This is a genomic window from Halobacillus sp. BAB-2008, from assembly GCF_000328325.1.
Classification (GTDB): domain Bacteria; phylum Bacillota; class Bacilli; order Bacillales; family Halobacillaceae; genus Halobacillus.
The window spans coordinates 25,349-37,407 of the sequence record NZ_ANPF01000067.1 but is presented as its reverse complement, the minus strand read 5'-3'; the positions used below and the strand labels follow the sequence as shown (position 1 = coordinate 37,407).

Sequence of the window (12,059 nt, the reverse complement as noted above, 5' to 3'; positions counted from 1 at the left end):
GGACTTACCCTAATGCTTCCTTTTTCTTTCAAACATAAGAAAAGGAATGGTTTAAAGCTTGGGACTGCATCATCGATCCCTCCCTGGCAGACTGCACGTGGTCAAACATCATCGATGGACAACAGCTCTTTGTGGAGAATTTCCCCGGGAAGTCCGTCGATCGTCCCTTGATAAACAGAAACAAAACCTTGTTTCGTTAAGATTCTTTTCGAAGCCGTATTCTTCGGATCGATGACGGCCGTCAGTCTTTCGAGGCCTTGGTTTTCTGCCATGGTGATTAACCTTCCGGCTATCCTACTTCCGTATCCGAGACCCCAGCAATCCGGCACGATCATATAACCGATTTCCGCTTCTTCTTGTTTTTCCACGCTGCGGGTTAAATGGGCGAGTCCGAGAAAGCCGCCGGAGGAATCGTACACTTTATACGAACCGAACGACGTCCCGTCGGCATTCCTCTTCAGCAGTTTGTCGAAGTTGCTCCGGGCTTCTTCTTCTGGAATGGCACGCTCGGTTATTTGAGCCATGACACGGACATCAGAAACAAGGCGGAAGTAGTCGGAGAAGTCTCCCTCTGTAAATTTCACCATGCTTATCTCTTTCATATGTTCCCTCCTGATGATCAAGCACGAAGCTGGTTTTTAAAGAACAGCACGGTTTCGAGTTCATCTTCCCGGTCCCGGAACAATCCTGCTTCCTTGGCGACGGCGACGGCAAATTCGATGTAGGCATTCCCTTCCGCAGTAATGACATTCCCGCTTACCGTCACGTCCGTTTTGCTTCTGCCTACTTCGGGAAGGTAATCCGGAAATTCCTCCGACTCGAGCGAAGTGGAATATTCTATGTCTTCGAGCACTCCGCTCATGCCAAGCAGAGCAGAAGCCCCGCAGATGGCGGCAATTCGCTTGTTCTTGTCATGAAACGATCGGATGAGTGTCCTTAAGGCTTCATCGCCGATCAAAGGCTCCGGATCTCCACCCGGGATCACGAGCATGTCATAATCATCCACGTCACAATTATTTACGTTGTGGTCTACCCGGATGACAAACTGACCCGAATGTCTGATCTCTTCCGTATGGCCGGCCGTCTCAATCGTGACATCTGTTTCGCTGAATATATAGGCAAGTGGACTGATTTCCCAATCGACATACCCGTCGTATAAAAAGAAAAGAGCTTTCATGGATTCGCCTGCTTTCCATAAGGAATAAAATTACTCTCTGATTTTACCATAATTTTCGGAAAATTAAGGAGCGGATAGAGGAAAAAAGGTTCCTTCTGTCAAAGATATACTAGGATCAATGGACGGAGGGATAACAGGTGAGGACGGAATTGGAAATGATGAATCTGATTAATGGAATTGCCGAAGCGGATGACCGGATACGTGCCGTGTATATGAATGGTTCAAGAACAAATCCCAATGTGAAAAAGGATATTTTCCAGGATTATGATATTGTTTTTGTCGTGAAGGACATCGGTTCGTTTCTTGCAGACGGTTCGTGGATCCATCGGTTCGGTCGGATTCTTATCGCGCAGGAGCCGGATAAGGGGAGGGACCAAGACGAATGGGATTGGTACGGGTACTTGATGCTGTTGGAAGACGGAAACCGCATCGATCTCCATTTGGAAACGATCGCGCATGCAGAAGCGAACTATGGACAGGATTCTCTGACACTGCCTATTCTCGATAAAGACGGAATTCTTCCGACAATTCCTGAGTCTGCGGATACGGATTACCATATTCAAAAGCCGGACAGGGAAGAATTCTACCTTTGCTGCAACGACTTCTGGTGGTGTCAGCAGAATGTGGCGAAAGCGATTTGGCGGGATCAGCTGCCCTATGCGAAATTCATGATGGAAGAGATCATACGCAGCAGGCTCAACCAAATGGTGTCCTGGTGGATCGGTTTCGATATGGGCTTCGACCTATCTGTCGGAAAAGCGGGCAGCGAATTCAAACGTCTGCTTCCGGATCCGTATTGGAATCTCTACGCGGCTACATACGCCGATGACAGCTATCCGGATATATGGGCCGCTCTCTTTACGATGGGAGATTTGTTCCGCTTCCTCGGCCTGGAGGTCTCCGGGGCGGGCGGGTACGATTATCCGGATGGAGAAGATGAGGCGATGACGAACTACCTGCTTCATGTGAAGCAAATGCCTGCCCACGCTAAGGCCGTCTTCGACCTTTGATAAAAAGAACAGAGCTTTCCTTATTTTTTGAAGAGGAAAGCTCTTTTTTGCAAAAAGGGAGGTTGCTTTCTTTGAGTGGGTATGCTACATTTATGTAACCGGTTACATAAAATGAGGTGAAGACGTGGTTACAATAAAAGATGTAGCGAAGGAAGCCGGCGTCTCTGTCGCGACCGTCTCCCGTGTGTTGAACGACAACGGATATGTCGGTGCCGACACGCGTGAGAAGGTGATGGAGGCGATCTCGAAACTGAATTACAGTCCGAATGAAGTAGCCCGATCTCTTTATAAGCGGGAATCGAGGCTGATCGGCCTGCTGCTTCCTGATATTACGAACCCGTTCTTCCCGCAGCTGGCAAGAGGTGTTGAGGACGAGGCGGCCCGCGAAGGGTTTCGTCTGCTCCTTGGGAACAGTGATGAGAAAGCGAAGAAAGAACAGGAATACATTCAAACGTTCCTGCAGAATAACGTCGTCGGAGTCATCTCCGCGACCAACAGGGCGGATGATGGTATTTATGAGCCTTTATCGATTCCGCTTGTGCTGATGGACCGTACCTCCGGTGCCTATCCGTCCGTTTATGCGGATGGACGGGAAGGCGGCAGACTGGCGGCAAAAGCGCTGGTCGAACGAGGCGCGAAAAAAATCACGCTTATAAAAGGACCGGCGCACGTTAAGCCTGCGATGGAGCGGTTCCAGGGGGCGCTCGAGGTGCTGGGGGCGGCAGAAGTTGATTTCTCGGTCCTGTCGACAGATTCTTACACATTCGATGCAGCGAAAGGCTGGGCGGTAGAGCTGTTCCGGGTGCACCCGGACACGGATGGTGTGATTGCGAGTAACGATATCGTCGGAATTGCGATTCTCCATGAAGCTCTGCGCCTTGGGAAGCGGATTCCGGCAGACGTGCAGGTGGTCGGCTATGATGATATTCCACAAAGCAGTCTCGCCTACCCACCACTGTCGACAATCCGCCAGCCTGCCTACGATATGGGCAGGGAGGCAGCGAAGCTTCTGATCCGATTAATTAAAAAACAAAGCATAACGGAAACGGCAGTCGAACTGCCGGTAGCATTTATAGACAGACAAACGACTAGAGGAGGAACACATGATGAAGAAAGCTAAAATTGCCGTCATCGGCAGTTCGTCGATGGATCTCGTAGTAACATCAGCAAAAAGGCCGTCGGCAGGAGAAACGGTTTTGGGGGAATCTTTTCAAACGGTGCCTGGAGGCAAGGGAGCCAATCAGGCGGTAGCGGCAGCTCGCCTCGGGGCTGATGTCTATATGATCGGCTGCGTCGGAACAGATCCATACGGGGAAGCTGTTCTCGCCAATTTTCGTGAAAACGGTGTCCATACGGACTATGTGGAACCGGTTACAGATGCTAGGACAGGAACGGCTCACATCATTTTGGCCGAGGGAGACAACAGCATCGTCGTCGTTAAAGGGGCGAATGATCATGTGACGCCGGATTACGTAGAGAAGCTGATTCCTTTTTTCCAAACGTGCGACCTGCTAATGATCCAGCAGGAAATTCCGGAAGAAACCGTAGAGACGATGGCTCAAATCAGTGCCGACATCGGGGTCCCGCTGCTGCTCAACCCGGCGCCTGCCAGGCAAATACCGGCGGAAGTCATCGAACAGGCTGCTTTTCTTACTCCGAATGAGCATGAAGCAGCCGTGCTGTTCGACGGCGGCAACCCGGAGGATGTAACAAAGCGTTACCCTGGAAAACTGCTCATCACGGAAGGGGAAAAAGGCGTCCGCTACTATGACGGCGCAACAGAGAAGCTCATCCCTTCTTTCTCCGTTCAGGTCGTCGATACGACAGGGGCAGGGGACACATTCAATGCGGCGTTCGGAACAGCTATTGCAGAGAAGCAGGACATGGAAGCGGCACTGCTCTTCGCTAATCGTGCGGCATCGCTTTCTGTAACAGGCTTCGGTGCGCAAGGCGGAATGCCGACGAGAGAAGAAGTGGAAAGGGCGTTACGGTCATGAAGAAAAACGGGATGTTGAACAGTCATATTGCGAAGGTGCTCGCAGATCTCGGCCATACCGATACGATTGTGATCGCCGATGCCGGGCTGCCGGTGCCGGATGGTGTAAGGAAAATCGATGTGGCTCTCCGGGAAGGAACGCCGTCCTTTCTGGAAGTCATTAAGCTTATGCAGGAGGAAATGGTCATCGAACAGGTGACGCTTGCAGAAGAAATCGCAGGCAATAAAGCGGTGCACCAAGAGATGGCCGCAAGCTTCCCGGCCATCCGCTACACGGCCCACGAAGCTTTCAAGGAAGCGACGGCGCATGCAAAAGCCGTGATCCGTACAGGAGAAACGACGCCTTATGCGAATGCTATCCTTCATGCGGGCGTCACTTTTTAAGGAGGGATACGATGCACATACGTATGGAAAACATTCATAAAGCCTTCGGTAAAAATAAGGTGCTCGAAGGTGTCGATATAGAAATCAGGGACGGGGAAGTCCATGCCCTAATGGGGGAGAACGGAGCCGGAAAATCGACTCTGATGAACATATTGACGGGGCTGCATAAACGGGATGAAGGTACGATTATCATAAATGGCGAGAAGCATACCTTCACCAATCCTAAGGAAGCTGAGAAGTCCGGTGTCGCCTTTATCCATCAGGAGCTGAACGTGTGGCCGGATATGACGGTGCTTGACAATTTATTTATCAATAAGGAACCGGTTACATCTTTCGGTTTAATTCGAAGGAACAAAATGAAAGCGATTGCAGAAAAGCAATTTGAGAAGCTTGCGATCACCATCCCGCTGACCAAGGATGCAGGGGAGTGTTCCGTCGGGGAGCAGCAGATGATCGAAATCGCCAAAGCGCTCATGACGGATGCGAAAGTGATCATCATGGACGAGCCGACGGCGGCGCTTACAGAAAGAGAGATTGAAAAGTTGTTCGCGGTCATCCGTTCCCTCAAACAAGACGGGGTATCCATCGTATATATTTCCCACCGGATGGAAGAGATCTTTACGATTTGCGACAGGATCACGGTGATGCGTGACGGAAAAACCGTCGATACGACACCGATTCCGGAAACGGACTTCGATGACGTCGTCCGGAAAATGGTCGGCAGGGAACTGACGGATCGTTTCCCTGCCCGAAAACCTTCTGTCGGAGAAAAAGTGCTGGAAGTAAAGAACCTTTCCCGGGCAGGAGCGTTCCGAAATGTCAACTTTTCTATACGAGCCGGCGAAATCGTCGGTGTCGCAGGATTGATGGGGGCGGGACGGACCGAAATCATGCGGGCGATCTTTGGACTCGATCAGAAAGACGACGGGGAAATCGTCATGAACGGGGAACCGATTGTCGTCAGGCGTCCTTCCGAGGCCGTTGCCAAGGGCATCGGATTTATTACGGAAGACCGGAAAGAAGAAGGGCTCGTCCTTGATTTTTCCATTAAAGATAACATCGCTCTTCCCAGCTTGGCGAGTTTTACGAAGTACGGCCGGATTGAAGAGAAGAGTGAATCGGATTTCGTCGATCTCCTTATCAAGCGGCTGACCATCAAAACAGAATCTTCGGAAACGCCGGCGAACCACCTCTCCGGAGGAAACCAGCAGAAGGTCGTCATCGCGAAATGGATCGGAATCGGGCCGAAAGTATTGATTCTCGATGAACCGACAAGAGGGGTCGACGTCGGCGCGAAGCGGGAAATCTACCAGTTGATGAACGAACTGACGGACAGGGGAGTAGCCATCATCATGGTCTCTTCGGAGCTTCCGGAAGTGCTCGGTATGAGTGACCGGATTCTCGTCGTCCATGAAGGAGAAATCGCAGGAGAATTGGGCAGAGAAGATGCCGACCAGGAAAAAATAATGACATTGGCTACAGGAGGTCATGTACATGGATAACGCAGTCAAAACGAACCATATCGGGAATTTCATCCAGAAGCTCGGACCGCTGCTCGGTCTGATCGTATTGATGGCGACCGTTTCAATAATTAATCCGAGCTTTTTAGAACCATTGAACTTATTGAATTTATTAAGGCAGGTTGCCATTAATGCATTAATTGCTTACGGCATGACCTTCGTCATTCTGACAGGAGGGATCGACCTGTCCGTCGGGTCCATCCTTGCTTTATCGAGTGCTTTGATGGCGGGGATGATGGTGTCCGGCATGGACCCGATCCTTGCCATTTTGATCGGCTGTCTGCTCGGCGCCGTAATGGGTATGGTCAACGGGCTGTTAATTACGAAAGGGAAAATGGCCCCGTTTATCGCGACACTTGCTACGATGACCATGTTCCGCGGCTTGACCCTTGTTTACACCGACGGGAACCCGATTACAGGGCTCGGAGACAGCTATGCGTTTCAGCTGTTCGGACGGGGCTACTTCCTCGGTATTCCGGTACCGGCGATCACGATGCTTCTAGCTTTTCTCGTCTTATGGGTGATTCTGCATAAGACACCGTTCGGAAGAAGGACGTATGCCATCGGCGGAAATGAAAAGGCAGCACGGATGTCTGGAATTAACGTTTCCCGGATGAAAATCATGATCTATTCCCTTGCCGGTCTTTTGTCCGCATTGGCGGGGGCGATTCTTACCTCCCGACTGAATTCCGCACAGCCGACAGCGGGTACGTCCTATGAACTGGATGCGATTGCAGCCGTCGTACTCGGCGGGACAAGCTTATCCGGGGGGCGTGGATTGATTGTCGGGACGTTGATCGGCGCCTTGATCATCGGAACATTGAACAACGGCCTCAACCTGCTCGGCGTCTCGTCCTTCTTCCAGATGGTCGTCAAAGGAATCGTCATTATCATCGCCGTATTGATCGATCGCAAGAAAGCAGCATAGGAGGGAAATCGTATGAAGAAATTATGGATGGTAGTCATCGGCTTTTCGCTCATCTTTCTCGGTGCTTGTTCGCTGCAGCCGCCGGAGTGGGCAAAGCCTGGAAATAAGACAGATATGGATGATATCACAATCGGTTTGTCCGTTTCGACGTTAAATAACCCGTTCTTCGTATCTATGAAAGACGGTGTGGAGAAGAAAGCGGGGGCAGAAGGAATGGACGTGTTGACGGTCGATGCACAGAACGATGCGGCGAAACAGATCAGTGACGTCGAAGATTTGATCCAGCAGGGTGTCGATGTGCTCTTGATCAACCCTACGGATTCTGCGGCTATTTCAACAGCCGTGCAGTCTGCCAACAGCATCGGTATCCCTGTCATCACACTCGATCGCTCTTCTGAAAAAGGGGACGTAGAGACGCTCGTCAGCTCGGATAACGAAAAGGGCGGCGAGATGGCCGGGGAATACATCGTCGAGCAGCTTGGCGAAGGTGCGGCAGTAGCAGAACTTGAAGGCGTGCCGGGAGCATCCGCGACGAGGGAACGCGGTGCCGGCTTCCACCATGTGGCAGATGAGAAACTGGACGTCGTCGCAAAGCAGACGGCGAACTTCGACCGGACGGAAGGCCTGGATACCATGGAAAACCTGATCCAGGGAAACCCGGATATTAAGGCTGTATTTGCTCACAACGATGAAATGGCGCTCGGGGCGTACCAAGCAATCAAGAGCTCCGGCAGGGATGTGCTTGTCGTAGGGTTTGATGGAAACGAGGACGCTCTCTCCAGCATCGAACAGGGGAATTTGTCAGCGACAGTCGCCCAGCAGCCGGAGGAGATCGGCTCCCTTGCTGTAGAAGCAGGGCTTGATGTCCTGCAGGGTGAGAAAGTAGAAGAATACATTCCGGTTCCACTTAAATTGGTGACCAAGGATACGGAACAATAAGAAGAAGACCCTTTTGGCTCGTTTGCATAAAAGGGTCTTCTTCCTTTGTATTTCCATCCGCAGTTCAAGTGCCGGCTGTTTTACAGACAGGGAGATTCGCTGCCGGGTTTCCTAATACCCTCTCATAAAACGTTAATTATTCCATAATTTGTTATAATAGTGTTAAAAGAGGAGGGATCGTGTGAAAAAAGCAGTAGGGGTCCTCGCGTTTTTTCTTCTTCTCCTCGGCTGTTCCCAGGAGACACACCGTTTTGAAGGAACGGGTGATTTCTGGGATGTCCGCTTCCAGGCGGAGGTGACAGGGGAAGACAGGCAGACATCGTCCCTGCAGATCCGCTACATCGGGGATGGGGAAGCTCCTTCCACGGTCGATTACTATTTAAATACCCCGGCCGGAGAGTCTTCCCGAACAGGGGCCTTAGTAGAAGACGGGGCGTTTCAATATTCCGGAGGCGGCTGCTCAGGCTGTGCCGTCAACGAAGCTGACGACGACATCGTCTTTACGATTGATTGGGACGGGGAATCGGAGCAGATCGAACTGCAGAACGAAGACGAATGAAGCAGGTGAACCGCTTGACGGAAGAAGAACGGAACAGGTAGAGAGCAGCCAATGACGGCTGCTCTTTTTTCTATCGATCAGAGGCTTATAGATGTTTCCACTTGGGAGAATACGATGTTCGTCACGGTATGAGCGATATCGGCGAACTCGTCGATGAACGCTTCTATTTCTATCAGCTCGCTGACATGGAGCTTCAACATATAGCAGGCCCGGCCGGCGATTCGTTCACAGGAGGAGACGTCTTTCCGCTTCATGATTCTGTTCTGGAAGCGTTCGTACTGTCCGTCACGGACCGTCACTTCGATGATGCAGCAGATCGGCAGACCGGCGTTTGCGTAATCGATCCGTACCCCGTACCCCTTGATGATGCCGAACGATTCCATCTGCTTGATCCGCTCACTGACAGCCGGTGCGGACATGCCGATACGCCCGCCGAGCTTTCTCATGGAAAGGCGGCTGTCTTTCTGCAATTCATTTAAAATCTGCTTATCTATGTCATCGATTTTCATTTGGATAGCATCCTCTCGAATTCATTTGTGAATGTAAGGTATTCCTCAGTGTTGCTTCTTTTATGTAATGGTGAGATCCGTATATTTCTCTTATGATTATGACAAGGGGGAGAGGAAATGCCAAGAATTAATTTTGCTTCAGAAGGAACGACACCATTTGAACGATTATTAGGACATCAGCCCGCTGCGATGAAAGCGTGGAGAAGCTTAGGTACCTGTCTTATGGAGGAGGGAAAACTGTCCGCAGCATTGAAGGAACAGGTACGGCGGGTGCTCGCACAGAAGAACGGCTGTGAATATTGTAAGGCGAAAGGAAAGCCCGATCCTTCCGAGTATGACGAACGGACTGCTGTCGCTGCGGGGTTCGCAGAAGTGTTTACCGTCTATCGCGGCATGGTTCCGGATTCGGTCTTCCAAGTCTTACGGGATGTATTCAATGATGCAGAAATCAGTGAACTGTGTGCGTACATCTGCTTCACGACCGCCTCCCAGTACATGGGGGCCATCCTCGGACTCGAAGCGGAAAAATCTGCAAAAAGTGGTTGACTGGATTTTCCTTTTGGTATAAAGTGTATATCAATTCGATAGGCAACAGCCGTGATGAGGACAAACGGTGGGGTACAGCGGTCCACAGAGAAGGAAGCACAAGCTGAGAGCTTCCTGGAATGCGCCGTCTCCATTTACCACCTCGAAGCTGCATGGAGGATAATGCCATGCCGGATCTGCACCGTTAATGCAGCCGAAGCCGTTACTTATGTGACGGGAATTTGGGTGGAACCACGAGTCGAACACTCGTCCCTTACTTAGAGGGATGCGTGTTTTTTTATTTACGGAAAAAGCGAAGAAGAGGACAAAAGGGAACCGTTGACGATCGACAGAGAGGGAAGGGTATGCTGAGAACTTCCTCGATGCCGGGCTGTTCCTTACCACCTCCGAGCCGCGCGGAGGCCAATGCCGTGCCGTATTGCTGCGTTACAAGCTGTCAGAGAGCCGTCTTCAACGAAGGCGGGAAACTGGGTGGAACCACGAGCGCACACTCGTCCCTTTATCGGGATGAGATGCGTTTTTTTTTATACAAAAAAAGGAGAGATTTTTTATGAAGCACTCAAACGTGGAAATCGTTTTTCCAGACGGAAAAAAGAAGGAATTCGAAAGTGGCATCACGCTTGAAGGAATTGCGGATTCAATCAGCCCGAGTCTGAAAAAGCGGTCTGTCGGTGGAAGGGTTAACGGGGAGTTGTATGACTACCGCCGTCCGATTGTTGAAGATGCAGCCATCGAACTGCTGGACTCAAAGTCAGAGGCATTCGTGAAAATGATGCGTCACACGGCCGCCCATGTGCTTGCCCAAGCGATCAGGCGGCTCTACGGGGACGTCCACCTCGGCATTGGACCGGTCACAGAGAATGGGTTCTTTTACGATATCGACATGGATCACATGCTGACGAAAGAAGATCTTCCTGTAATTGAAAAAGAAATGAAAAAAATCATAGAGGAAAATTACCCGGTAACAAGGGAATCGATGACGAGAGAGGAGGCGCATGCCTTGTTTGCAGGGGATCCATACAAAGAACAGCTGATCGACCGGGTGCCGGATGACGAGGGGATTTCTATTTATCGACAAGGGGAATTCGTCGATTTGTGCCGAGGACCCCATGTTCCGTCCACAAAATGGGTCGGTGCCTTTGTGCTTACGAATGTTGCGGGAGCTTATTGGCAGGGGGATAAGGAGAAGCCGATGATGCAGCGGGTGTACGGTAAAGCTTTCCCGACAAAGGCAGAGCTTGACGAACACTCAGCCCTTCTGGAAGAGGCAGAGCGTCGCAGTCACAGGAAGCTCGGGAAGGAACTCGATCTTTTCTTCTTCTCGGAAGAAGCTCCCGGCATGCCTTTTTACACGAAGAACGGTCAAATAATCAGGAATGAACTGGAAGGATTTCTGCGCGGTCTTCAAGAGGCACACGACTATGAGGAAGTCCGGACGCCTCTTATGATGAATCAGCGCCTTTGGAAGCAGTCGGGGCACTGGCATCATTATAAGGAGAACATGTACTTCTCGGAAGTGGATGATCAGACGTTCGCTATGAAACCGATGAACTGCCCGGGCCATATGTTGATTTTCAAAAATCAGCTTCATTCGTACCGTGACCTGCCGATCCGCATGTCTGAGTTCGGGCAGGTGCACCGTCATGAATACAGCGGCGCGTTGAATGGGCTTCTCCGGGTGCGGTCCTTTTGTCAGGATGATGCGCATATATTTGTCCGACCGGATCAGGTCGAAGATGAAATTGCTTCTGCTCTCCGGTTGATCGACGAGGTGTACCGCACGTTCGGGTTTGAATATACTGTTGAGTTATCCACTCGTCCGGAGAAGTCGATGGGGGAGGATGCGATGTGGAACCAAGCGGAGGAAGCATTGAAATCCGTATTGGACCGCCTGCCGAATGATTACGTGATTAATGAAGGCGACGGTGCGTTTTATGGACCGAAGATCGATATTCATATTAAAGATGCGCTGCAGAGAAGCCATCAGTGTGCAACCGTCCAGCTTGATTTTCAAATGCCCGAGAAATTTGATCTCACTTATGTAGATGAAACAGGAGCGAAAGTCCGTCCAGTCGTTCTGCACCGCGCCGTATTCGGCTCCATTGACCGCTTCCTTGGCATTTTAATTGAACATTTCGCCGGAGCATTTCCCGTCTGGCTGGCCCCAGAACAGGTGAAAGTGCTGCCCGTATCGCCTATTGCCCATGAGGCATATGCCGGCCGTGTCATCGAACACTTGAAAAGATCAGGAATAAGAGCAGGGGTGGACGCAAGAGAAGAGAAACTCGGCTATCGAATGCGGGATGCTCAAATGAGTAAAACACCGTATATCATCGTCGTAGGAGATGAGGAGAGAGACAATCACTCCTTGAACGTACGGATCTACGGACAAAAAGAGTCCGAAACGGTGTCGCTGGAAGCCTTTCTGCAAAAAATGACAAAGCTTATAGAAAATCGTGTTCTTTCCTATTAATATAGCTGTGGAAACCCT

General features: G+C 50.8%; 13 protein-coding genes. 10 read left to right on the top strand and 3 right to left on the bottom strand.

Annotated features, from left to right (window positions below; all coding sequences use genetic code 11):
* Positions 1-101: 101 nt before the first annotated feature.
* Together D479_RS14670 and D479_RS14665 are read right to left on the bottom strand one after the other, a co-directional pair.
* Positions 102-602 carry a GNAT family N-acetyltransferase gene (locus D479_RS14670; RefSeq protein ID WP_008638438.1) on the bottom strand — a complete coding sequence of 167 codons (501 nt, stop codon included), beginning with the start codon at positions 600-602 and terminating at the stop codon, positions 102-104.
* Positions 603-619: 17 nt separating this feature from the next.
* The gene (locus tag D479_RS14665) at positions 620-1,177 is read right to left on the bottom strand and encodes a DJ-1/PfpI family protein (RefSeq protein WP_008638437.1); all 558 of its coding nucleotides are present in this window, start codon (positions 1,175-1,177) and stop codon (positions 620-622) included.
* Positions 1,178-1,314: 137 nt separating this feature from the next.
* Here D479_RS14665 and D479_RS14660 point away from each other — a divergent pair, with 137 nt between their 5' ends.
* The 8 genes from D479_RS14660 to D479_RS14625 all read left to right on the top strand — a co-directional run bounded on the left by D479_RS14660 (position 1,315) and on the right by D479_RS14625 (position 8,513).
* Complete coding sequence (locus D479_RS14660) at positions 1,315-2,187, top strand: aminoglycoside 6-adenylyltransferase (protein ID WP_008638436.1); 873 nt, start codon at positions 1,315-1,317, stop codon at positions 2,185-2,187.
* A gap of 124 nt (positions 2,188-2,311) precedes the next feature.
* Complete coding sequence (locus D479_RS14655; RefSeq protein WP_008638434.1) at positions 2,312-3,307, top strand: LacI family DNA-binding transcriptional regulator; 996 nt, start codon at positions 2,312-2,314, stop codon at positions 3,305-3,307.
* Positions 3,294-4,184 (top strand): ribokinase, encoded by an 891-nt coding sequence (gene rbsK / locus D479_RS14650; RefSeq protein WP_008638433.1) that lies wholly within the window; start codon positions 3,294-3,296, stop codon positions 4,182-4,184. The genes D479_RS14655 and rbsK overlap by 14 nt, the downstream gene beginning before the upstream one ends.
* A complete protein-coding gene (gene rbsD, locus D479_RS14645) occupies positions 4,181-4,567 on the top strand; it encodes a D-ribose pyranase (protein WP_008638432.1) in 387 nt (128 codons plus the stop codon). Before rbsK ends, rbsD begins: the two co-directional genes overlap by 4 nt.
* Before the next feature lie 11 nt (positions 4,568-4,578).
* On the top strand, positions 4,579-6,069 hold the full coding sequence (locus tag D479_RS14640; RefSeq protein ID WP_008638431.1) for a sugar ABC transporter ATP-binding protein: 1,491 nt from the start codon (positions 4,579-4,581) through the stop codon (positions 6,067-6,069).
* Complete coding sequence (gene rbsC, locus D479_RS14635) at positions 6,056-7,015, top strand: ribose ABC transporter permease RbsC (RefSeq protein ID WP_051989398.1); 960 nt, start codon at positions 6,056-6,058, stop codon at positions 7,013-7,015. The genes D479_RS14640 and rbsC overlap by 14 nt, the downstream gene beginning before the upstream one ends.
* 12 nt (positions 7,016-7,027) lie before the next feature.
* Positions 7,028-7,954 (top strand): ribose ABC transporter substrate-binding protein RbsB, encoded by a 927-nt coding sequence (gene rbsB / locus D479_RS14630; protein ID WP_008638429.1) that lies wholly within the window; start codon positions 7,028-7,030, stop codon positions 7,952-7,954.
* 181 nt (positions 7,955-8,135) lie between these two features.
* Complete coding sequence (locus D479_RS14625) at positions 8,136-8,513, top strand: hypothetical protein (RefSeq protein ID WP_008638427.1); 378 nt, start codon at positions 8,136-8,138, stop codon at positions 8,511-8,513.
* 77 nt (positions 8,514-8,590) lie between these two features.
* Here the strand turns inward: D479_RS14625 and D479_RS14620 are convergent, their stop codons facing one another.
* Positions 8,591-9,022: an Lrp/AsnC family transcriptional regulator gene (locus D479_RS14620; RefSeq protein ID WP_008638425.1), complete on the bottom strand. Its 432-nt coding sequence runs from the start codon at positions 9,020-9,022 to the stop codon at positions 8,591-8,593.
* A 117-nt stretch (positions 9,023-9,139) separates the two neighbouring features.
* Here D479_RS14620 and D479_RS14615 point away from each other — a divergent pair, with 117 nt between their 5' ends.
* Both D479_RS14615 and thrS read left to right on the top strand, forming a co-directional pair.
* Positions 9,140-9,568 (top strand): carboxymuconolactone decarboxylase family protein, encoded by a 429-nt coding sequence (locus D479_RS14615; RefSeq protein WP_008638423.1) that lies wholly within the window; start codon positions 9,140-9,142, stop codon positions 9,566-9,568.
* Between the two features lie 550 nt (positions 9,569-10,118).
* Positions 10,119-12,041, top strand: a complete 1,923-nt coding sequence (thrS, locus tag D479_RS14610) for a threonine--tRNA ligase (protein WP_008638422.1) — start codon at positions 10,119-10,121, stop codon at positions 12,039-12,041.
* Positions 12,042-12,059 lie beyond the last annotated feature (18 nt).

What these genes read in the sequence shown, in the direction of transcription:
- D479_RS14670 (WP_008638438.1), bottom strand. Translation starts at nt 602, where the DNA reads ATGAAAGAGATAAGCATGGTGAAATTTACAGAGGGAGACTTCTCCGAC.
- D479_RS14665 (WP_008638437.1), bottom strand. Translation starts at nt 1,177, where the DNA reads ATGAAAGCTCTTTTCTTTTTATACGACGGGTATGTCGATTGGGAAATC.
- rbsK (WP_008638433.1), top strand. Translation starts at nt 3,294, where the DNA reads ATGAAGAAAGCTAAAATTGCCGTCATCGGCAGTTCGTCGATGGATCTC.
- rbsD (WP_008638432.1), top strand. Translation starts at nt 4,181, where the DNA reads ATGAAGAAAAACGGGATGTTGAACAGTCATATTGCGAAGGTGCTCGCA.
- D479_RS14640 (WP_008638431.1), top strand. Translation starts at nt 4,579, where the DNA reads ATGCACATACGTATGGAAAACATTCATAAAGCCTTCGGTAAAAATAAG.
- rbsC (WP_051989398.1), top strand. Translation starts at nt 6,056, where the DNA reads ATGTACATGGATAACGCAGTCAAAACGAACCATATCGGGAATTTCATC.
- rbsB (WP_008638429.1), top strand. Translation starts at nt 7,028, where the DNA reads ATGAAGAAATTATGGATGGTAGTCATCGGCTTTTCGCTCATCTTTCTC.
- D479_RS14620 (WP_008638425.1), bottom strand. Translation starts at nt 9,022, where the DNA reads ATGAAAATCGATGACATAGATAAGCAGATTTTAAATGAATTGCAGAAA.
- D479_RS14615 (WP_008638423.1), top strand. Translation starts at nt 9,140, where the DNA reads ATGCCAAGAATTAATTTTGCTTCAGAAGGAACGACACCATTTGAACGA.
- thrS (WP_008638422.1), top strand. Translation starts at nt 10,119, where the DNA reads ATGAAGCACTCAAACGTGGAAATCGTTTTTCCAGACGGAAAAAAGAAG.